The organism is Pseudomonas sp. DSV-1, assembly GCF_035830915.1.
Classification (GTDB): domain Bacteria; phylum Pseudomonadota; class Gammaproteobacteria; order Pseudomonadales; family Pseudomonadaceae; genus Aquipseudomonas.
On record NZ_JAYMYG010000001.1, the window covers coordinates 3,984,784 to 4,004,675 of the forward strand.

General features: G+C 59.2%; 20 protein-coding genes. 5 read left to right on the forward strand and 15 right to left on the reverse strand.

The window, feature by feature from the left end:
- Positions 1–3: 3 nt before the first annotated feature.
- The gene (locus VSQ83_RS18640) at positions 4–1,104 is read right to left on the reverse strand and encodes an efflux RND transporter periplasmic adaptor subunit (protein ID WP_326427317.1); all 1,101 of its coding nucleotides are present in this window, start codon (positions 1,102–1,104) and stop codon (positions 4–6) included.
- 89 nt (positions 1,105–1,193) lie between these two features.
- Between VSQ83_RS18640 and VSQ83_RS18645 the strand changes: the two genes are divergently transcribed.
- Complete coding sequence (locus VSQ83_RS18645) at positions 1,194–1,832, forward strand: TetR/AcrR family transcriptional regulator (RefSeq protein ID WP_133077747.1); 639 nt, start codon at positions 1,194–1,196, stop codon at positions 1,830–1,832.
- 19 nt (positions 1,833–1,851) lie between these two features.
- Here VSQ83_RS18645 and VSQ83_RS18650 read toward each other — a convergent pair whose 3' ends face one another.
- On the reverse strand, positions 1,852–2,634 hold the full coding sequence (locus VSQ83_RS18650) for a class I SAM-dependent methyltransferase (RefSeq protein ID WP_219261638.1): 783 nt from the start codon (positions 2,632–2,634) through the stop codon (positions 1,852–1,854).
- Between the two features lie 93 nt (positions 2,635–2,727).
- Here VSQ83_RS18650 and VSQ83_RS18655 point away from each other — a divergent pair, with 93 nt between their 5' ends.
- On the forward strand, positions 2,728–3,348 hold the full coding sequence (locus tag VSQ83_RS18655; protein WP_219261639.1) for an energy transducer TonB: 621 nt from the start codon (positions 2,728–2,730) through the stop codon (positions 3,346–3,348).
- Here the strand turns inward: VSQ83_RS18655 and VSQ83_RS18660 are convergent.
- From VSQ83_RS18660 to ppc, 5 genes are all read right to left on the reverse strand, one after another.
- Positions 3,345–4,214, reverse strand: a complete 870-nt coding sequence (locus VSQ83_RS18660) for a DUF72 domain-containing protein (RefSeq protein WP_133077750.1) — start codon at positions 4,212–4,214, stop codon at positions 3,345–3,347. The two genes, VSQ83_RS18655 and VSQ83_RS18660, sit on opposite strands and share 4 nt — an antisense overlap.
- Before the next feature lie 3 nt (positions 4,215–4,217).
- Entirely contained in the window at positions 4,218–4,514 is a 297-nt protein-coding gene (locus tag VSQ83_RS18665; protein ID WP_019822138.1) for a hypothetical protein, read from the reverse strand.
- A gap of 125 nt (positions 4,515–4,639) precedes the next feature.
- Positions 4,640–5,323: a tRNA (adenosine(37)-N6)-threonylcarbamoyltransferase complex dimerization subunit type 1 TsaB gene (tsaB, locus tag VSQ83_RS18670; RefSeq protein ID WP_133077751.1), complete on the reverse strand. Its 684-nt coding sequence runs from the start codon at positions 5,321–5,323 to the stop codon at positions 4,640–4,642.
- Between the two features lie 95 nt (positions 5,324–5,418).
- Complete coding sequence (adk, locus tag VSQ83_RS18675) at positions 5,419–6,066, reverse strand: adenylate kinase (protein WP_016781956.1); 648 nt, start codon at positions 6,064–6,066, stop codon at positions 5,419–5,421.
- A 286-nt stretch (positions 6,067–6,352) separates the two neighbouring features.
- The gene (gene ppc, locus VSQ83_RS18680; RefSeq protein ID WP_326427318.1) at positions 6,353–8,983 is read right to left on the reverse strand and encodes a phosphoenolpyruvate carboxylase; all 2,631 of its coding nucleotides are present in this window, start codon (positions 8,981–8,983) and stop codon (positions 6,353–6,355) included.
- Positions 8,984–9,253: 270 nt separating this feature from the next.
- Between ppc and VSQ83_RS18685 the strand changes: the two genes are divergently transcribed.
- The gene (locus VSQ83_RS18685) at positions 9,254–9,667 is read left to right on the forward strand and encodes a DUF4398 domain-containing protein (protein ID WP_019822131.1); all 414 of its coding nucleotides are present in this window, start codon (positions 9,254–9,256) and stop codon (positions 9,665–9,667) included.
- 66 nt (positions 9,668–9,733) lie between these two features.
- Positions 9,734–10,513, forward strand: coding sequence for an OmpA family protein (locus tag VSQ83_RS18690; protein ID WP_133077753.1), 780 nt, complete (start codon positions 9,734–9,736; stop codon positions 10,511–10,513).
- Positions 10,514–10,590: 77 nt separating this feature from the next.
- Here VSQ83_RS18690 and VSQ83_RS18695 read toward each other — a convergent pair whose 3' ends face one another.
- From VSQ83_RS18695 to prfB, 7 genes are all read right to left on the reverse strand, one after another.
- Positions 10,591–10,917 (reverse strand): hypothetical protein, encoded by a 327-nt coding sequence (locus VSQ83_RS18695; RefSeq protein WP_326427319.1) that lies wholly within the window; start codon positions 10,915–10,917, stop codon positions 10,591–10,593.
- The gene (locus VSQ83_RS18700; RefSeq protein WP_326427320.1) at positions 10,914–11,825 is read right to left on the reverse strand and encodes an alpha/beta hydrolase; all 912 of its coding nucleotides are present in this window, start codon (positions 11,823–11,825) and stop codon (positions 10,914–10,916) included. The genes VSQ83_RS18695 and VSQ83_RS18700 overlap by 4 nt, the downstream gene beginning before the upstream one ends.
- A 123-nt stretch (positions 11,826–11,948) precedes the next feature.
- Positions 11,949–13,226, reverse strand: coding sequence for a flavohemoglobin expression-modulating QEGLA motif protein (locus VSQ83_RS18705; RefSeq protein ID WP_133077755.1), 1,278 nt, complete (start codon positions 13,224–13,226; stop codon positions 11,949–11,951).
- Positions 13,227–13,251: 25 nt separating this feature from the next.
- On the reverse strand, positions 13,252–13,800 hold the full coding sequence (locus tag VSQ83_RS18710) for a hypothetical protein (RefSeq protein WP_326427321.1): 549 nt from the start codon (positions 13,798–13,800) through the stop codon (positions 13,252–13,254).
- Positions 13,801–13,812: 12 nt separating this feature from the next.
- Positions 13,813–14,529 carry a TetR/AcrR family transcriptional regulator gene (locus VSQ83_RS18715; RefSeq protein WP_326427322.1) on the reverse strand — a complete coding sequence of 239 codons (717 nt, stop codon included), beginning with the start codon at positions 14,527–14,529 and terminating at the stop codon, positions 13,813–13,815.
- A 178-nt stretch (positions 14,530–14,707) separates the two neighbouring features.
- Positions 14,708–16,210 carry a lysine--tRNA ligase gene (gene lysS / locus VSQ83_RS18720; protein WP_133077758.1) on the reverse strand — a complete coding sequence of 501 codons (1,503 nt, stop codon included), beginning with the start codon at positions 16,208–16,210 and terminating at the stop codon, positions 14,708–14,710.
- A gap of 113 nt (positions 16,211–16,323) precedes the next feature.
- Positions 16,324–17,419, reverse strand: a protein-coding gene (prfB, locus tag VSQ83_RS18725) for a peptide chain release factor 2 (protein ID WP_133077759.1) whose coding sequence is annotated in 2 segments (ribosomal slippage) — positions 16,324–17,346 and positions 17,348–17,419 — 1,095 coding nt in all. Because the reading frame shifts where the segments join, the coding sequence is not laid out codon by codon here.
- A gap of 357 nt (positions 17,420–17,776) precedes the next feature.
- On the opposite strand from prfB, the gene VSQ83_RS26820 reads away from it, so the two are divergent.
- Complete coding sequence (locus VSQ83_RS26820) at positions 17,777–18,133, forward strand: DUF3077 domain-containing protein (protein ID WP_442800239.1); 357 nt, start codon at positions 17,777–17,779, stop codon at positions 18,131–18,133.
- Positions 18,134–18,877: 744 nt separating this feature from the next.
- Here VSQ83_RS26820 and VSQ83_RS18735 read toward each other — a convergent pair.
- Complete coding sequence (locus VSQ83_RS18735) at positions 18,878–19,879, reverse strand: response regulator (protein WP_133077761.1); 1,002 nt, start codon at positions 19,877–19,879, stop codon at positions 18,878–18,880.
- Positions 19,880–19,892: the final 13 nt, after the last annotated feature.

Below are 19,892 nucleotides of genomic sequence, written 5' to 3' on the forward strand. Positions count from 1 at the left end.
GGGTTACTCCTTCGCCGAAACATTGATTGCCCGGTTGGAACGATCAATCGGCCGCACCTCTTGCCCGGGATGCAGCACATGCACGCCGGCAGCGACGATCCAGTCATCGGCCTTGAGGCCTTCGAGAACCGGCACGCTTTTTTCGCCAAAAGGCCCCACACGCACCGGCACTTGCTCAAGCTTGTTGCCTTGGCCGACTCGCCACACGTAGGCCGCGCCGTTCTCGGCGGTCAAGGCTGACAGCGGCACCGACAGCGAACTGTCGCCTTCGCCCTGAATGAAAACCCGGGCACTTTGGCCCAGTTCGGCAGGCACCTTGCCAGAGGTGAACGTGATACGGGCAGCAAAGGTACGTGACTTTGGATCTGCCGATGGCGACAGCTCGCGGATACGGCCGCTGAAACGCTGGCCGGGCTGCGACCACAACTCAACCGCCACCGGCATACCGATCTTGAAGCGGCTGAAATCCTGCTCCGGCAGGCTGATCAGCACTTCACGCTCACCATCGGCTGCCAGGGTGAACACGGTTTGCCCGGCATTGACCACTTGCCCCACTTCAACCTGGCGCTGGGCGATCACGCCATCTTGTGGGGCGCGCAACACGGCATAGCTGGCCTGATTGCTGGCCACATCCTGCTCGGCCTTGAGCTGCTGGAGCTTGGCAACGCCAGAGCGGTAGAGGTTTTCGGCGTTGTCGAACTGTGAGCGGCTGACCATCTGCCGATCCAGCAGGGTCTTGTAGCGATCGCGCTCAGCACGCACCAGGTTCAGATTGGCCTGCCCTGCCGCCACTTGAGCACGGGTAGCGTCCAGTTGCAGGCGCACGTCTTGCGGGTCCAGCTCTGCCAGGGGCTGATTGGCCTTGACCCGCTCACCTTCATCGACCAGGCGCCTGGTGACTTTGCCTGCGATACGAAACGCCAGTTGCGGATCGAAACGCGCGCGCACTTCGCCGGGATAGCTCTGACTTGCCAGCGCTGAAGGCTGCGGATGCACCACCATCGCCGGGCTGATGCTGATTTTTGCAGGCTCTTGCTGCCCGCATCCAGACAATAAAAACACCAGACAGACAGGCACAGCGCGGGACAAGGCATGGCGCAACATGTTGACGACCTTTCGCTAAAGGGGCTTGGAATATTTATACTGGCAGCATGTTATTAATACTAAACTCACCAGTCCAGTAATAAACGGCTATGTCTGACCATCCTTTACCCCCTAACGCTCTCGGCCGCCCCAAGGACCTGGCAAAACGCCAGTCCATCCTCGACGCCGCCAAAACCCTGTTTTTGACCAAGGGCTATGCCAACACCAGCATGGATGCCGTTGCGGGCCTGGCGGGCGTGTCAAAACTGACGGTCTACAGTCACTTCACCGACAAGGAGACCCTGTTTTCTTCGGCGATCATGTCCAAATGCACAGAGCAGCTACCGGTACTGTTTTTTGAGCTGCCGGCCGGCAAGCCCATTGAAGGGGTGTTGCTGAACATTGCCCGAGGCTTTCAAGTCCTGATCAACAGTGAAGAATCACTGAACCTGCACCGGTTGATGGTCACCCTCGGCAGCCAGGATCCAAAGCTTTCGCAGATCTTCCTTGAGGCCGGACCGGAGCGCGTGGTGCACGAGATGGAGGGCTTGCTGCGCAAGATGGATCAGAGCGGCGCGCTGCGGATCGACGACCCGCATTACGCGGCAGAACACTTCTTCTGCATGCTCAAAGGCGCCCCCAACTTTCGCCTGCTGTTTGGCGGCGGTGAACCGCTGGGGCCGCAGGAAAGCGAAGCCCATGTGCAGGAAGTGGTGGGGATGTTCATGCGGGCTTATCGACCAGAGTGAAACACCCGCTCCCACATGTTCAGGGCTTGAGTGCTTTCTTCGGATAGATATCGTACCGGCTCGATTTGCCATCCAGCGCATGACTTGGCTTGGGCCCCGCAATGCACGGTGCCTTGCGGGGCCGCTTGACCACCACACGGTGGGTCGCCAGCGCCAACGCAGCTTCAAGCAGGGCCGGTGCATCATTGTCATCGCCCACTAACGGGCGAAACAGGCGCATTTCTTTTTTCACCAGCGCGGTTTTCTCACGATGGGGGAACATGGGGTCCAGGTAGATCACCTGCGGTGGCTCCCCCTCCCAATTGCGCATCACTTCAATCGAGTTGCCTTTTAGCAAGTGCATGCGCGACACGATTGGCGCCACTTCAAAGTCATCCAGGCCACGGGCCAGCCCGTCCTCAAGCAAGGCACCGATCAGCGGCTGGCGCTCGATCAGACTCATCTCACAGCCCAGGCTTGCCAGCACGAACGCGTCCTTGCCCAAGCCCGCCGTGGCATCCAGCACCCGTGGGCGCACGCCTTGCTGAATACCCACCGCCTTGGCAATCATCTGCCCCGTACCGCCGCCAAACAAACGACGATGGGCCGCGCCGCCTTCGACAAAGTCGACCCGCACCGGACCTGGTGCATCCGGCCCCAGTTGCTGCAACTGCAAACCCTGGGCGCTCAACTGCAAGGCGAACTCCGCGTCAGGCTCATCCAGAGGCAAACCCAGGCGCTCAGCCCATTGCTCGGCCAAGGCCTGAAAGGCCTCGTCCAGCGCTTCGACTTTGATACGACAGCCCGCTGCTTGCTCAATCATCTAAAAACACGCTCAAAAATTTAATGATCGGCAAAGGCTGCCGATAAATGAAATATCCGCCATTTTGCCAGAGCTGGGCGTCGACCGAGAGCTATGTCAGACATTCATTGCGCACCTATCGGCTTTATTGCGCCAATTGGCGACTTTGGCCGCCACAATTCGCAGATCACAGGCAGCGTCAATCACCTGTGGAAGGACTTCTACGCCCAGGCATTGGCAGAACAGTCCGGTACCGATGCATTGGCGGCCATGGATGTCGAGCTGCCAGCCACTACTGAAAACGCTGAGCCCCGTGGTGGCACCCACCTGTTGGGCACTATCGTGATCCAGCGCCACTGCGAGGTTCAGGACACCGAACTGCGCCCGCCTGAAGCCCTGTTCTTGCCCATTGCCGAATTCGAACTGGACCTGCTGCCGCCACCCGCCGTGCCCTACCCGCCTGAAGACATTGTCGAGCAACAGCACCAGCAAGATTTCAACAACACATGGGTGCGCCCGATCGTCATGACCCAGGGTCATCCGCTGCCCGATCCAGGCCCGGGGCCTGAGCCACGACCTTTGCATCTGCCCATAGCCGAGTTTGAACAGGACTTGCTGCCCCCCCCCGCCGAGCCATTCGACGCCATTACGCTGATAGAGCAACAACGGGCGATGGACTTCGACCTGGGCTGGGCCCGCCCGATTGTCATCAACAACCTGCGCCTGGCCGCTTAAAGCAGGCCCAGTTGCTCGCGAGCCTGGGATTGATGCAACTCGGGCAGTGGGGGCAGGCCCGGTAAGCGCTCACTCAATTGGCGATGAAAACGCCGCGCCAGCTCAGGAGCGCGGTGATTGTCCGGCGTATGCAAAAACACGTAGGGCGTACGCCCCTCCTCGATCCAGCCCGCGACTTTTTCAATCCAGGGCAACAAATAAGGATCGTTGGCCTCCAGCTCCGGGCGGCCAATAAATCGCACCTGCGGACATTGGGTAAAGGCCGCCGGGCGAGGCGGCACTTTGGGCTTTTTCGATTGAGCGTGGAGCACGGCAGGATCGGTCGAGTGGCAACTGAACAGTGCCCGGGGATCAAGGCAGATACGCTCGACACCGCGATCCATCAGCAAGCGGTTGAGCAGCCGCTCGGCATCGCCCCTGGCAAAGAACTCCGGATGACGAACCTCAATGGCCAGCGGGCGCTGCAAGGTGTCCATGAAGCTCACCAGCTCGCTCAAGCGCTGAGGCCCGAAACTGGCTGGCAGTTGCAGCCAAAACGGCGCTACCCGCCCCCCCAGGGGCCCCATGAGTTGCAAGAAATCTTCAGCGGCTTGCAACTGCTCACGCAAATCGCCGCCGTGGCTGATATCCCGTGGGAACTTGGCGGTGAACCTGAAGTGTTCAGGCAGGCTTTGCGCCCAGCGTTCAACCGTGGCCGGTGCCGGGCGGGCATAGAACGTGGTGTTGCCTTCGACGGCATTGAAGACCTGCGCATACAGGCTCAGGAAATCAGTTGAACGCGCGTTCTGCGGGTACAGGCCTTCGCGCCAGGCGTTTTCACTCCAGGACGGACAACCGAGGTAATAAGGGAGGGACGTGAGGGTCATGGCTCAAATATACAGATCCAGCCCCAGCACTTCTGTTTCCCAATCGACGAAGCCTGCGGTGGTCAGGTAGCTGGCAAGGGCACTGGCTGCGCTTTTGCTCATGGCACGCTGGAAGATCATGTCCTGGGAGCGGACCGGCAACTGGCTGATGCGCTCACCGGAAGGTGGGGTACGGGCAGCCTGGGGGGTGTTTTCGAACGAGGCTTCATTGTCGTCAACCGACTCATCGACCAGCGGCTGACCTTTACGCGGCTTGCGCTTGATCGGGTAGGACTGGGAAGAAAAGCCGTCAATGCGCATGGCAACAAGCTCGTTAGCGATAGTTACAATTTAGCGGCGCTGGCAAGACTAAGCAAATGGGCCGGCTATTTTGTAGTCGCTGCCGAAGGAACGAGGCTGCGTTCGTCAGCGGCTACAACAGCGGATCAAACGCCACGTTCAGCTTTTGTAGCCGCCACCTTGTCGCGCAAGTACACCGGCTGTGCATCATCGGCCCGGATGGCCTCGCCACGGGCCCAGGCAAATCGGGCCAGGGTCAGCAGGTCTTCGGCGTGAGGCAACATGCCTGCGTCCATTGCGTACGGCTTGACGTTCAAGCGCTCGGCATACCCCCAGCCAGTCCCGGCGCCAAACCAGTCACCGCTGGCGCCATCCGGCAAGGCAGTTGCTTCCGGTGCGAGCACGGCTTCAGCGCCTTGCAGACGCATCTCCCCCGCCTGCTCGCGATAGCAACCCCAATACACTTCGTCCATTCGCGCATCAATGGCCGACACCACCTGGGTCGCGCCGTGCTCGCGATGGGCTCGCTGGGCCAGTACCGCCAGATTGGAGATCGGCAACACCGGGCGCTCCAGCGCAAAGGCCAGCCCCTGGACCACGCCAATGGCAATGCGCACACCGGTAAAGGCGCCAGGACCGCGGCCAAAAGCAATGGCATCGACCGCCGACAACTCGATCCCGGCCGCAGCCAGCAAGTCTTTGATCATCGGCAATAGCTTTTGCGCGTGCAGGCGCGGGATCACCTCGTAGTGGCTAGTAACCTTGCCATCGTGCAACAAGGCAACTGAGCAAGCTTCAGTCGCGGTATCCAGGGCCAGCAAGGTGCTCATCGGTGTTCCCGTCAGAATCAGAATTGAAAAAAGTGCAGCAGTATAAACAACAACAGCCCGCAAGCGGGCTGTTGTGATGACGCAAAATCGACTTATCAGCTCAGCGCTTCAAGCACCTTGGCCGTGATCGATTCGACCGAGCCAACACCTTCAACGTGGCTGTACTTGGGCTTGCCCTGGGCAGCAGCCAGCTTCTGGTAGAAGTCCACCAGCGGCTTGGTTTGCGAGTGGTAGACCGACAGGCGGTGACGAACGGTTTCTTCGGTGTCGTCCTTGCGCTGTACCAGGTCTTCGCCGGTCACATCGTCCTTGCCTGCCACTTTTGGCGGGTTGTAGACGGTGTGGTAAACGCGGCCCGAAGCTTCGTGTACACGACGGCCGGCAATACGCTGAACGATCTCTTCGTCTTCAACGGCGATTTCCAGCACGTGGTCCAGCTCCACACCGGCTTTTACCAGGGCTTCAGCTTGTGGAATGGTGCGCGGGAAACCGTCGAACAGGAAACCGTTGACGCAGTCTGGCTGAGCAATGCGCTCTTTCACCAGGTTGATGATCAGGTCATCGGATACCAGACCACCGCTGTCCATTACGCCTTTGGCGATCAGGCCCAGCTCGGTGCCGGCTTTAACGGCTGCACGCAACATGTCGCCGGTGGAGATTTGCGGGATGCCAAATTTTTCAGTGATGAACTTTGCCTGAGTACCTTTACCGGCCCCGGGAGCTCCCAGCAGAATTACGCGCATCGATGTGCTCCTCAAATTTTTTATTTAAATGACAACAGACTCGCCTCTTTGGGCCAGTCTCAAAATCGGATTATGGCCATCAAAACGGCCAAGGGCTGATCAAGATACACAGCAGGCCCGGCCCACACAAGCCGCCCAAAGTAGGAAAAATTACAGGCAAACCGGCCTCTGCGGCCGGGTGTCACAGGTCGCAACCCCACAATAAAGTGTCGCGCCCGCACGGGGGTCGGCATCAATCCGGCCCGGCCCCCGCCTGCCTTGGCGCGACATTCGCCGCTCTTTTGCTTTAACCGGTGTTACGCAAGCCTGCCGCGATCCCGGCCACAGTCACCAGCAACGCTTGTTCCAGAGGGCTGTCCTGCGCCGCTTGCTGGCGTCGCGAACGTGCCAGAAGCTCGGCCTGCAATAGATGAAGAGGATCGAGGTAAGTGTTGCGCAAGCGGATGAATTCAAGGGTCTCGGGGCTGTGTGCCATCAACTGCGCCTGACCGGTCAAGCCCAGCACCACCGAGCACGCCTGCGACAATAAGTCGCGTAAGTGCGCCCCCAATGGCAGCAGTTCCGGACTCACCAAACGCTCGTCGTAGAGCCGGGCGATATCGGCATCGGCCTTGGCCAGGACCATTTCCAGCATGTCGATGCGGGTACGGAAGAACGGCCACTGCTCGCGCATTTGTGCCAACTGCTCGCCTTCGCCCCGTGCCAGTGCCTGGCTCAGTGCGGTTTCCCACCCCAGCCACGCGGGCAGCATCAGGCGGGTCTGGGTCCAGCCGAATATCCACGGGATGGCCCGCAGGCTTTCAATTCCGCCTGCCCGGCGTTTGGCCGGACGACTTCCCAGCGGCAATCGCCCCAGTTCCTGCTCCGGCGTTGACTGGCGGAAGTACTCCACGAACTGTGGATTATCACGCACCACCCCACGGTAGGCCTTGACCCCGTCAGCTGCCAATTCGTCCATCAGTACCCGCCAGCCAGGTTCCGGCAGGGGCGGCGGGAGCAAGGTGGCTTCCAGTACGGCCGCCAGGTAGAGATTGAGATTCTGCTCGGCAATGTCCGGCAGGCCGAACTTGAAACGGATCATTTCGCCCTGTTCCGTGGTACGGAAGCGCCCCGCGACAGAGCCCGGCGGCTGCGACAGGATCGCCGCGTGAGCCGGGCCACCGCCGCGCCCCACGGTGCCGCCACGACCATGGAACAACAACAATTCAACGCCTTGCTCGCGGCAGATATTGACCAGTGACTCCTGCGCCCGGTACTGCGCCCAGGCCGCCGCGGTGGTGCCTGCATCCTTGGCAGAGTCGGAGTAGCCGATCATCACTTCCTGCGGGCCCTTCAGGTGTGCGCGATAACCCGGCAACAGCAACAGCCGCTCGATCACCGGTCCCGCGTTGTCCAGGTCGGCCAGGGTTTCAAACAACGGAACCACACGCATCGGGCGCTCAAGCCCGGCCTCTTTGAGCAGCAGTTGCACGACCAGAACATCAGAGGCGGCACCGGCCATCGAGATCACATAGGACCCCAGGGAAGCCCCCGGTGCGGCTGCCACTTCGCGACAGGTCGCCAGTACTTCGGCGGTGTCGGCACCGGGTTTGAAGTAACTGGGCAACAACGGGCGGCGGTTGTTCAACTCGCGCATCAGGAAGATCAGGCGCGCATCTTCGTCCCAGTCTTCATAGCGGCCAAGGCCCAGGTAGTCGGTGATTTCGGTCATGGCCGAGGCGTGACGAGCCGCGTCCTGACGCACATCGAGGCGCACCAGAAACAGGCCAAACGTCACGGCTCGGCGAAGGAAATCGAGCAATGGGCCATCAGCGATCACGCCCATGCCGCAGGCATGCAGTGATTGATAGCAAAGCTGCAGCGGCTCCAGCAGCTCGCGATTGTCCTGCAACACATCGCTCGGTGCAGGCTGCGTGCTGTTCAGGGCGCTATGGGCCCAGCTGCGGGTCGCCCGCAGGCGCTCACGCAATTGCTTGAGCACGGCGCGGTACGGCTCGGCACTCTCCCCTGCGACTGCCAGCAGTTGCGGGGTGGCCTGTTGCATCGACAGGTCAGCGGCCAGTTTATCGATGTCGCGCAGGTACAAGTCAGCGGCCATCCAGCGCGCCAGCAGCAACACTTCGCGGGTCACGCTGGCGGTGACGTTGGGGTTGCCGTCGCGGTCGCCGCCCATCCAGGAAGCAAAGCGAATCGGTGTCGCCTCCAGGGGCAGGTGCAACCCGGTCGCCGCATGCAGCGCCTTGTCAGCCTTGCGCAGCATGTGCGGCACGGCGTGCCACAAGGAGTGTTCGATCACAGCAAACCCCCACTTGGCCTCATCGACAGGTGTGGGGCGGGTGCGACGGATTTCTTCGGTGTGCCAGGCTTCAGCGATCAGCCGCTGCAAGCGCTGTTCGATTTCGGACTTTTCCGCAAGGGTCAGGTCACGATGGTCCTGGGCAGCCAGTTGCTCAGCGATTGCGTCGTACTTTTGAATCAGCGTGCGACGAGTCACCTCGGTGGGGTGTGCGGTGAGCACCAGTTCGATGTCAAGACGGCTGACCTGCCGCGCCAGCGACTCGGGGTCATGCCCTTCGGCCAGCAGCCGTTCGAGCAATTGAGGCAGGACCAGCGCCTCGAAAGGCTCGGCCTGACCTTCTTCACGGCGGTGGATCAGCTCGTACTGTTCGGCAATGTTCGCCAGGTTCAAAAACTGGTTGAACGCTCGCGCAACCGGCAGCACTTCATCGTCGCTCAAGGCATCCAGAATCGCACTCAGCTCTTCGCCGGTAGTGCCGCGCCGGTCGGCCTTGGCCCCCTGGCGAATGCGCTCGATCTTGGCGAGAAAAGCTTCGCCGTATTGGTCACGAATCGTATTACCCAACAGCTCACCCAGCAGGTGAACATCATCGCGCAAGCGTGCATCAATATCGGTCATCAGCAGTTTCTCCAGCAGTATCCGGGGGACAGCTCGTCCCCAAGAGTGCTTTGCAACGCCTGCTTTTGACAAGTCTTGCACGGGGCAAAACGTAAATAGGCGCCTGACCAATCGGTCAAAAATCTTTTAGGCCATTTGCCATCTTTTTTTGAACTATTCAAAAATCGTTTCGGTCACAGCCATTAACCATCACCGCTGGAACTCGTGTTCCAACACTCCGGGTGACGCCACCAGTCGTGATGGAATTAGCTGTTATTAAGGAGTTTCCCAATGGAGTTGAAGACCATGATGACCCGCACTGTCAAAACCACCTCCCCTCGCCTGCGCGGGCTAAAACTGGCTGCGCTGGCAATCGGCACCAGCTTCGTTTTGGCCGGTTGTGCTGGCAATCCACCGTCAGAGCAGTACGCCGTGACCCAATCGGCCGTGAACAACGCCGTGAGCGCAGGCGCTACTGAATATGCACCGGTAGAAATGAAGTCGGCTCAGGACAAGCTCAAGCAGGCCGAGCTGGCCATGCATGACAAAAAATACGATGAAGCCCGTCGTCTCTCCGAGCAAGCGGAATGGGACGCTCGCGTAGCAGAGCGCAAAGCCCAGGCCGCCAAGGCAGAGAAGGCCGTTCAGGATGCTCAGAATGCCGTTCAGCAACTGCGTCAGGAAGGCATGCGCAGCGTTCAATAAACGCTGCCCCTTTTTGACTGCACCTGGCGACACAGCACTCCTAATCGATAGAAAGGACTAAATATCATGCGCAATACAGTAATGATCCCCGCCCTGTTAGCTCTGAGCGTTGGCCTGGCGGCGTGCTCGCATCAGCCGAACGTCAACCTGGAAAACGCCAAGACCAACTTCTCGGCCCTGCAAACCAACCCTGAGTCGACCAAGGTTGCAGCGCTGGAAACCAAGGACGCCAGCGAATGGCTGGACAAGGCCGAGAAGGCTTACCTGAACAAGGAAGACGAGTCCAAGGTTGATCAACTGGCTTACCTGACCAATCAGCGTGTTGAAGTGGCCAAGCAAACCATCGCGTTGCGCACCGCTGAAAACAACCTGAAGAACGCAGGCGCAGCCCGTAACCAGGCATTGCTTGATGCCCGTGATGCGCAGATCAAGCAACTCAAGGGCATGAACGCCAAGCAAACCGAGCGCGGCACGCTGGTCACCTTTGGTGATGTGCTGTTCCAGTTCGGCAAGTCCGACCTGCAGCCCAACGGCATGCGCAATATCAATACCCTGGCCGAGTACCTGATCCAGAACCCGGACCGCAAGGTGATTGTCGAGGGTTACACCGACAGTGTCGGTTCGGCAGCTTTCAACCAGACGTTGTCTGAGCGCCGTGCTGAATCGGTGCGTAATGCACTGGTGCGCAAAGGCGTAGACCCGACCCGCATCGTGGCTCAGGGCTATGGCAAGGAATACCCTGTCGCGAGCAACAGCACCGATTCGGGCCGTGCCCAGAACCGTCGCGTTGAAGTGACCATCTCCAATGACAACCAGCCTGTAGCACCGCGCTCCTCGATGCAGTAACCCCCTGTAAAAAAGCCCCGCCTGAGTGATCAAGCGGGGCTTTTTTTGGGCGCAGATAAATCCACAACTGTGGCGCTTTACTGCTGCAGCTTCGGTGCTTCCTGGTCCAGGCAACGCACCGCCTGTTTCTTGTTGTTGACCAGTACCCCGGTCAGGCCTTTTTGTTCGGTATCGAACAACACGATGATGCCGTCAATGCACTTCGCCACCTGATTGGCCGGAGTGAGGGAGACTTTATAGTCTTCGCCCGGGATGGTCTTGAGCATGGTGTAGTCACTGAGCAGCAAGGCGTCTTCAGGCTTGGCGAAGTGCAGGTAGCCGTAGTACCACAGGGCCCCCACGGTGCCGATGATGCTGCAGACACCCGTAATGATCAGGGGGATGGCGTTGCGTTCTTCACTCATTGTTGGCTCTCGGGTTCACGTTCGGTGTTCGGTGAGGCGGGGTAATTGGCGATTTCGCCCAGTCGCCGCACGCCATTGAAATGTTGGGGGTCATCCAGGTAGCGCAGCATCACCTGACGCCAGGTCGGGTCGGCAAATGTCTGTACGTGACCACCACGGGTCAGTTGCAGCACCTTGGGCGGGGGCGCAGCTTGATACAGGCGCAGGCCATTGGAAAGCGGCACGACCGGATCATCCAGGCTGTGGAAGATCAGCATCGGCACGCCGCCCATGTGCGGCATGGCATAGATGGCACTGTCGGCATCGGGCACCAGCCACGATAACGGCACTTGCAACGGCCAGGTCAGCCAGGACGTACTCAAGGCAAACTGCCCCACTTCGCGGTAACTGGCCGGAACGCCATCGAGCACCATGGCCGTGATTCGCGCCCGCTGCTGCGGGTGCTCGCTCAGGTAGTGAACCCCCATCGCGCCGCCCAGGCTTTGCCCCAGCACAATCAGCGGCAAGCCCTGGGTGTGCGGCTGGTGCTGCAACCACTCGAACGCCGCGTCGATGTCCTGATACACCCCTGGCAAGCCCGGCGAGCCCTGGGACAGGCCGTAGCCGCGATAATCAAGCATCAGCACCTGATAGCCCTGGGCTGGCAGCCACGCAGTAGCGCCAAGGTGATAGGCCAGGTTGCCGCCATTGCCGTGCAGATGCAGCACGGTACCCTTGAGGGGTACACCTTTTTTGGCCGGCAACCACCAGCCACTCAGGCGCGTGCCATCGGCGGCCGTCAAGGTCACGTCACGATATTCAAGGCCTGCCGCCGTCGGGGTGATCGGCAGACCGGGCTCGGGATAGAACAGCAATGAACTGCATCCGCTGAGGCTCAACAGCAGGCAGAGTGCAGCCAGGGTTTTCATCTTACTAGCTACCCTATGTAGTCGCTGCCGAAGGCTGCGATGGGGTTTGTGGGGCCTTCAATAAAAACGGCTTGCTGCGCAACCCTTCGCAGCCTTCGGCAGCGACTACAGGTTTTGTGTTGCTTACAAAATGTTGGAGTAATCCGCTTCGATACGATCAAGGCTCAAATGGTTGAGGAAGTTGGAGAAACACATCCAGGCCGAGAGCGCGTTCATGTCCCTGAACTGATCCGGCAAGTACTTGGGCGCCACCACCAATCCTTCATCCACCAACTGGCGCAAGGTACGCATGTCTTCCAGCGTGGTTTTGCCACAGAACAATAGCGGCACTTGTTCCAGCTTGCCTTTACGCACGGCCAGCTGAATGTAGTTGTAAACCATGATAAAGCCCTTGAGATAGGACAAGTCTTTGGTGAATGGCAGGCCGTTTGGCACCGACCCACGGAAAACCCGACTCGCATTGCCATAGCTTTCTGGCATCTCAAAGCCTTGTTCACGGAAGAACTCGTACACCTGCATAAAGTCCGCGCCCTCCTCCACCATATGAATGGCACGGGTGCGGTTGGTCAGTTTGCGCAGGCGGCTGGGGTAGGAGGCAAAGGTGATGATCTCCATCAGAATCGCCAGCCCCTCCTGGGTCACGGTGGACGACGGCGGCCCCTTGGACAGGAAGGTGCAGATCGGCTGGTTCAGACCATTGAGCGTGGTGCCCACATGCACCAGCCCTTCGTGAACTTCCAGCGCACGCACGTCGCGCTCGTTGAACATCGCATCGGTGCGGATCTTGATGTAATCAGCCCCCGCCGCCGCATCCGCGACAATGCCGTCGGACTCGAACACGCGGATGGTCTCTTCGGCCTCGCCAAACACCTTGTTCAGACGGCTTTGCAGCAGGTTCACGGCATCCTTGGCCGTCAGGGTCTTGGCTTCGTCCTTGAGCGCGCCACGCCCGTCGATGTTGTCCAGGTAGTCGGACATCATCAGGCCCAGGTCGGCCAGGGTCGGGTCGCCGGCATGGAACGCGTCGGAGGCCGCGCCATACAACTCCTGGGAGATCAGACCGAAATCTTCAGTGCCGCGCGCTTCAAGCATGCGCACCACCATCCGGTACTCTTTGCACATACGGCGCATGATCTGTCCGACCGGGTTGAACTGCCCCAGCTGGCGAGTGATATCACGCTCGATGTTCTGAAACTCGGACTTCACCGCCGCCGAATCAAAGGACAGCGGCCGGCCGAGGTAATAGTCGCGATTGACCGCGGGCATTTCCTTGCCCTTGGCCTTTAAAAAGCCTTGGCGGATGCTGTCGTCCCACTTCACCGCATCCAGCACGCGGATCGGTGTTTGTGCCAGCACGATGCGGTCAGACAACGTGCGTATCGTGCGCTGGTAGTCGTCCACCGGAAGCTTCCTTTAATTAAGAGCGTTACTTGGCCACACGTTTATAGCGGGCCGCTTCGACAAATACGTCGGAATTGGCCGGGTCGTCCAGGTAGGCAAAGACTTCAGCCGACGGGCTTTTGATCAAGGTGCCAGGGCCTTCGGCGGTTTCAACCGGGTCGCCGTTCAATACGGACTGGCCGATGGCCTGCTTGACTTGCTCCAGGTCCAGATCGTAGATCACCAGTTCGCCGTTATCGGTCAACTCGAAACCGCTGAGCGTGTGATTGCCCCCCAGTTTGGCCGGTATCGCAGCCGAGGCATACCAGCGACTGCCGTGGCGGGCAACAATGAACACATAACGCTCACGGGCCTTGGGCTCGCCCTTGGGATAGACCACCGCCTGGTAACGCGTTTTGTCGACGGCACTGATTTCGAGATTGCGGGCTTGCCCCCAGGCGTCCTTGCTGACCCATTTACCCAGCAGCTGTTTAGGTGCCGGCTGTGCCACAAACGGCGCCTGACTAAAAGTCACCAGGCATCCGTTCAACATTAAAAACGACAATGCCATGAGCATCACGCGCCAAGCTTTCATGCCTGCATCCTTCTATAGAGCGGCCAGCACCAAGTGCATATAACGCGCAAGAATAGCCAGCCGGTCGTCATCCGCCTCAGGCTGCGCGCCATCAAGTAGGGCCTGATATTCCATCCGACCGATAATCGCCGTCAAGACTTTGGCATCCTGGCGAGGTTGCCTGGAGCCTAGCACCTCGAAGATCTGACAGGCGCCCTGCAGGAAAATCTGCTGATGGGCACGTACCAGCACCGCCAGCCGGGGGTTGATCAACGCCGCCTGGTGAAAGGCCTGCTCGGCCATCAACTGGTCGCGACGGGTCAGCATCTGGTGATGAAGGTAATGCGCGGTCATCTGTGCGATCTCGTCGGCCAGCATGGCGCGCGACTGCTGGCTGCCATCGCCCTTGGCCACCAGTTCACGCAGCTTGCCTTCAGTGCTTTGCCATAGCTTGGCCATATAGGCCGCGCTGCGTTCCACATACTGGGCGAAGGTGACATTGAGCAAATCGTCAATGTCCTTGAAGTAGTAAGTGGTTGCCGACAGAGGCACCCCGGCTTCAGCCGCCACGGCCCGATGGCGCACACCACGTACGCCGTCGCGCACGACAATGCGCATGGCGGCATCGAGGATCAATTGGCGACGCTGTTCGCTGCCATGGCGGCTGGCCTTGCGGCCCTGATACTCAACACTGTGCGCGAGCGCCACCGCGACATTTGCTGCGCCCTGGGAAGACTTGACGAGATTCACGGGAAAATCCTTTTAATGCTGATGGGAACCTTGTAGTTGCTGCCGAAGGCTGCGAGGGGACCGCAGTGTTTTCGAAAAAACGGTTTGCTACGCAACCCTTCGCAGCCTGCGGCAGCGACTACAGGAAACGCCAGACAATAAAAAGCCGCCTTTGACGGCGGCTTTTTATTCTGCATCGTTACGCTTGTGGGCGCATATGCGGGAACAGGATCACGTCACGAATCGACGGCGAGTTGGTCAACAACATCACCAGACGGTCGATACCGATACCTTCACCGGCAGTCGGTGGCATGCCGTATTCCAGGGCGCGTACGAAGTCTGCGTCGTAGTGCATGGCTTCGTCGTCGCCTGCATCCTTGTCAGCAACCTGCGCCATGAAGCGCTCGGCCTGATCTTCGGCGTCGTTGAGCTCGGAGTAGGCGTTGGCGATTTCACGGCCACCGATAAACAGCTCGAAGCGGTCAGTGACGTTCGGGTTCTCGTCATTGCGACGGGCCAGCGGCGACACTTCGAACGGGTACTGGGTGATGAAGTGCGGCTGCTCCAGCTTGTGCTCGACCAGTTCTTCGAAAATCATCACTTGCAGCTTGCCCAGGCCTTCGAAGCCCAGCACCTTGGCGCCGGCTTTTTTGGCAATGGCACGAGCCTTGTCGATGTCGTTCAGGTCGTCAGCGGTCAGCTCAGGGTTGTACTTGAGGATCGAGTCGAATACCGACAGACGCACAAACGGTTCGCCAAAGTGGAATACCTTGTCGCCGTACGGCACGTCGGTCGTGCCCAGAACCAGCTGAGCCAGCTCACGGAACAGTTCTTCGGTCAGGTCCATGTTGTCTTCGTAGTCGGCGTAAGCCTGGTAGAACTCCAACATGGTGAATTCAGGGTTGTGACGAGTCGAAACACCTTCGTTACGGAAGTTGCGGTTGATCTCGAACACTTTCTCAAAACCACCCACTACCAGACGCTTGAGGAACAGTTCCGGCGCGATGCGCAGGTACATGTCCATGTCCAGAGCGTTGTGGTGAGTTTCGAACGGCTTGGCTGCCGCGCCGCCCGGGATGGTTTGCAGCATCGGCGTTTCCACTTCAAGGAAATCACGCGCCATCAGGAAGCTGCGGATGTGGGCGATCACTTGCGAACGCACACGGAACGTGTGGCGCACGTCTTCGTTGACGATCAGGTCAACGTAACGCTGGCGATAGCGCTGCTCGGTGTCGGTCAGGCCGTGGTGCTTGTCCGGCAGCGGGCGCAGGGATTTGGTCAGCAGGCGCACGTTGGTCATTTCAACGTACAGATCGCCTTTGCCGGAGCGGGCCAGGGTGCCTTCGGCGGCGATGATGTCGCCCAGGTCCCAGGTTTTCACTTCGGCCAGGGTTTCTTCCGGCAGGGTCTTGCGGTTGACGTAGACCTGGATGCGACCGGTCATGTCCTGGATCACCATGAACGAGCCACGGTTAAGCATGATGCGACCAGCAACCTTGACCGGGATGGCGGCTTCAGCCAGCTCTTCCTTGGTGGCTTCGGCGTACTTCTTCTGCAGGTCGGCGCAGTAGTTGTCACGGCGGAAGTCATTCGGGAAGGCATTGCCCTTGGTGCGCTCGGCTGCAAGTTTTTCCTTGCGCAGGGCGATCAGGGCGTTTTCTTCCTGTTGCAGGTCTTGCGGGTCGAGTTGTTGGTCGCTCATGTCTTTAAAAATTCCATCACAGGTTCGTTGCCCCCGCCTGGCGGCAGGGGGAAGCGGGCTTTAGCGCGCCTTGTGGGCATCGCACTGGCTTCGCACACGTTTTGTTGCGCGACTTACAGCCCTTGTTTCAGGCTGGCTACCAGGTATTCGTCGATATCGCCGTCGAGCACCTTGTCGCAATCGCTGCGTTCGATGTTGGTACGCAAATCCTTGATACGCGAGGCGTCGAGTACGTACGAGCGGATCTGATGACCCCAGCCAATGTCCGACTTGGTGTCTTCCAGGGCCTGGGAAGCGGCATTGCGCTTCTGGATTTCCTGCTCGTAAAGACGCGCCCGCAGCATTTTCATCGCGGTGTCTTTGTTCGCATGCTGCGAACGTTCGTTCTGGCAGCTCACCACGGTGTTGGTCGGTACGTGAGTGATACGTACGGCCGAGTCGGTGGTGTTTACGTGCTGACCACCCGCACCGGAGGAACGATAGGTGTCGATCCGCAGGTCGGAGGGGTTGATGTCGATTTCGATGTTGTCGTCGATTTCCGGCGAAACGAATACAGCCGAGAACGAGGTGTGACGACGGTTGCCCGAGTCGTACGGGCTTTTGCGAACCAGACGATGGACGCCAATCTCGGTACGCAACCAACCAAACGCGTATTCGCCTTTGATGTGTACGGTTGCGCCTTTGATCCCGGCCACTTCACCGGCAGACAATTCCATGATGGTGGCATCGAAGCCGCGCTTGTCGGCCCAACGCAAATACATCCGCAACAGGATATTGGCCCAGTCTTGCGCTTCGGTGCCACCGGAGCCGGCCTGGATGTCCAGGTAAGCGTTGTTGGCATCCATCTCACCGCTGAACATGCGGCGGAATTCGAGTTTTTCAAGGGCTTCGCGCAGACGTTCCACTTCAGCGGCAACGTCATCTACAGCGGCCTGATCTTCTTCCTCGGCAGACATCAGCAGCAGGTCTTTGGCGTCGGCCAGACCCGTGTGCATCTCATCGAGGGTTTCAACGATCTGCGCCAGCAGGGAGCGCTCGCGCCCCAGTTCCTGGGCGTACGAAGGGTTGTTCCAGACACTCGGATCTTCAAGCTCGCGATTGACTTCAGTCAGACGCTCATGCTTTTGATCGTAGTCAAAGATACCCCCGAATGGTTTCGGAGCGCTCTGACAGGTCCTTGATGCTGTTAAGGATCGGGTTGATTTCCATGGCTGGCGGCACTCGTAGGCGATTTTTACAAAGCCGGGGAGTATACCGTAAACAGAGCGTATCAGCAGCCCGCCTGGCGGGGTTCTGGGCAGGAAAGTGCAGATAAACCGCACCGATCCAATCTCGAACGATCTCGCTCACAGATGATCAGGGGTAATAGCTTATTGACGCATTCCGTCAGAGATTTCCTCTTTCCGGTGAAGGCTAGATCCTGGAAGTTTGTCCCCGGTCCAGATCAGCTTGCACCTTGGAAAAACGGAGCTTTAGTGTGCGCTCTTCGCTGACCTTTCAGCGGACGGAAGTGGAAGTCCGAAGCTAATCAAGCACACGGTAATTAACCAACGGAGCTTTCACCTCTTGAAAAAAAAATCCCCAACTTGCCGACACTTCAAACCCTTAAAACTACCCAAACCCGCGTACTCAAAGCATTTAAAGCCCCAGCCCCCCACGATTGTTTCAACCCTTCCCGCGACCACCGAACGTGCCTTCGGCCCGGTCGATTCGACCTTGCAACCCATGTTCACCTTGCGTGCCGGTATCAGCGCACAGGATGCGCTGGCCCATGTTTCATTGCTTTTGCTCTGCGCGGAACAAACCAGTGATGACATTACCGAGTTGGGCAGCGGTGTTGAACGCGGCCTGATCTGGTCGATGGTGCACTCGGTCGAAATGGCGCGCGCCGTGGTGGACTCATTGCTGGAACGTGCCGGGTAAGTGATGCATCGATTGGGTTTGTACTCGGTGGTTTTCACTGCAATACCGAGTACATATCCAGCATTGCCGTCCAACTGAAAGATGGGTTTCACTCTTAAAAATGCGTCACAGAACCCCGCGCAAAATCTGTAGCAGCTGACGAGTAGAACGAGGCTGCGTCCGGTTGCGAAGCGACCGTAAAACCTGAGTCCGGGATATACCTGAAAGACCGCTGTGTCCGGTTTTACGACTGCTGCGTCGCAGTGGCGCACCAAACCGGACGCAGCCTCGCACGGCTCGTCAGCGACTACAGATTGAGCAGCGCACACTTACACAAAACAGGCCGGCCGGTTGGCCGCCTCGGCGGGTTTGCTGTTGATCTGCCCGCCCCTTCGGGAGGCCGAGAGGAGGTTCTGCGCAGTGGGTCGACCGGCATGGATGCCGGGAGAGCAGTGTTGGGCCAGGGACGGCCCGTCACGGCGGGCCCACGGAGCGGGGCCGGAACGAGGGAACCTGAGCGAAGCGAAGGCCGTACGCTGGGGCGAGGACTTTTTGGTTCCTTTTTGGTCCTTCAAAAAGGGACTCGCTGTAAGAGCGAAACCAATCTTTCAGTTAGAACCAAATGCCGGATATGTACTCGGTATTCCAGTTAACACCGTAGTCCTCGTTATATCCGAACGACTGCTGCGTCGCAGTGGCGCACCAAACCGAACGCAGCCTCGCACGGCTCGTCAGCGACTACAAAGATCGGCGTACCTCGCCCCTCTACTCAATCCCCACCCGATTACGCCCATTCTTCTTGGCCAGATAAAGCCCCTTGTCCGCTGCCGAAATCAGCTCGCGGCAGTTGCTGTTCTGCTGCGGGGTCATGGTCGACAGACCAATGCTGATGGTCAGGCTGCTGCCAGCGACCGGCGAAATGTGCGGAATGTTCATGGCTTCAACCGACATCCGCAGTTTTTCAGCCACCAGTCGGGCGCCACCCTGGGACGTATTGGGCAGCACGATGGCAAACTCCTCGCCACCGTAGCGGGCCGGCAAGTCAGACGGTCGGCTGCTGGCATCACGAATGGCCCCTGCCACCTTGCGCAACGCTTCATCACCGTCCAGATGACCAAAGGTGTCGTTGTAGGACTTGAAGTAATCAACATCGATCATCAGCAACGACAACTGGGTTTGCTCGCGCAGGGCTCGGCGCCACTCCAGCTCCAGGTACTCATCGAAGTGCCGACGGTTGGACAGTCCGGTCAGGCCGTCGGAATTCATCAGCCGCTGCAGCACCAGGTTGGTGTCCAGCAACTGCTGCTGGCTGACCCGTAGCGCACGGTAGGCGGCATCCCGCTGCAACAGTGTCATGTAGGACCGCGAGTGATAGCGGATCCGCGCCACCAGCTCGATGTTGTCCGGCAGTTTCACCAGGTAATCATTGGCCCCCGCCGAAAACGCCGCGCTCTTGATCAGCGGGTCTTCTTTGGTGGAAAGCACGATGATCGGGATGTTCTGGGTCGCAGGGTGATTGCGGTACTCGCGCACCAGGCTCAGCCCGTCCAGACCCGGCATCACCAGATCCTGCAAGATCACCGTGGGCTTGATGCGGATGGCCTGAGCAATGGCCTGATGCGGGTCCGCACAAAAGTGAAAATCAATGTTCTGCTCAAGGGCCAACCCACGGCGCACGGCTTCGCCGATCATTGCCTGATCGTCCACCAGCAACACCATGGCCGCGTTTTCGTCAGTTTTAACGTCGTCCAACTGCAAGTCGCTCATGCGCGTTCACCTG

What these genes read in the sequence shown, in the direction of transcription:
- VSQ83_RS18640 (WP_326427317.1), bottom strand. Translation starts at nt 1,104, where the DNA reads ATGTTGCGCCATGCCTTGTCCCGCGCTGTGCCTGTCTGTCTGGTGTTT.
- VSQ83_RS18645 (WP_133077747.1), top strand. Translation starts at nt 1,194, where the DNA reads ATGTCTGACCATCCTTTACCCCCTAACGCTCTCGGCCGCCCCAAGGAC.
- VSQ83_RS18650 (WP_219261638.1), bottom strand. Translation starts at nt 2,634, where the DNA reads ATGATTGAGCAAGCAGCGGGCTGTCGTATCAAAGTCGAAGCGCTGGAC.
- VSQ83_RS18655 (WP_219261639.1), top strand. Translation starts at nt 2,728, where the DNA reads ATGTCAGACATTCATTGCGCACCTATCGGCTTTATTGCGCCAATTGGC.
- VSQ83_RS18660 (WP_133077750.1), bottom strand. Translation starts at nt 4,214, where the DNA reads ATGACCCTCACGTCCCTCCCTTATTACCTCGGTTGTCCGTCCTGGAGT.
- VSQ83_RS18665 (WP_019822138.1), bottom strand. Translation starts at nt 4,514, where the DNA reads ATGCGCATTGACGGCTTTTCTTCCCAGTCCTACCCGATCAAGCGCAAG.
- tsaB (WP_133077751.1), bottom strand. Translation starts at nt 5,323, where the DNA reads ATGAGCACCTTGCTGGCCCTGGATACCGCGACTGAAGCTTGCTCAGTT.
- adk (WP_016781956.1), bottom strand. Translation starts at nt 6,066, where the DNA reads ATGCGCGTAATTCTGCTGGGAGCTCCCGGGGCCGGTAAAGGTACTCAG.
- ppc (WP_326427318.1), bottom strand. Translation starts at nt 8,983, where the DNA reads ATGACCGATATTGATGCACGCTTGCGCGATGATGTTCACCTGCTGGGT.
- VSQ83_RS18685 (WP_019822131.1), top strand. Translation starts at nt 9,254, where the DNA reads ATGGAGTTGAAGACCATGATGACCCGCACTGTCAAAACCACCTCCCCT.
- VSQ83_RS18690 (WP_133077753.1), top strand. Translation starts at nt 9,734, where the DNA reads ATGCGCAATACAGTAATGATCCCCGCCCTGTTAGCTCTGAGCGTTGGC.
- VSQ83_RS18695 (WP_326427319.1), bottom strand. Translation starts at nt 10,917, where the DNA reads ATGAGTGAAGAACGCAACGCCATCCCCCTGATCATTACGGGTGTCTGC.
- VSQ83_RS18700 (WP_326427320.1), bottom strand. Translation starts at nt 11,825, where the DNA reads ATGAAAACCCTGGCTGCACTCTGCCTGCTGTTGAGCCTCAGCGGATGC.
- VSQ83_RS18710 (WP_326427321.1), bottom strand. Translation starts at nt 13,800, where the DNA reads ATGAAAGCTTGGCGCGTGATGCTCATGGCATTGTCGTTTTTAATGTTG.
- lysS (WP_133077758.1), bottom strand. Translation starts at nt 16,210, where the DNA reads ATGAGCGACCAACAACTCGACCCGCAAGACCTGCAACAGGAAGAAAAC.
- VSQ83_RS18735 (WP_133077761.1), bottom strand. Translation starts at nt 19,879, where the DNA reads ATGAGCGACTTGCAGTTGGACGACGTTAAAACTGACGAAAACGCGGCC.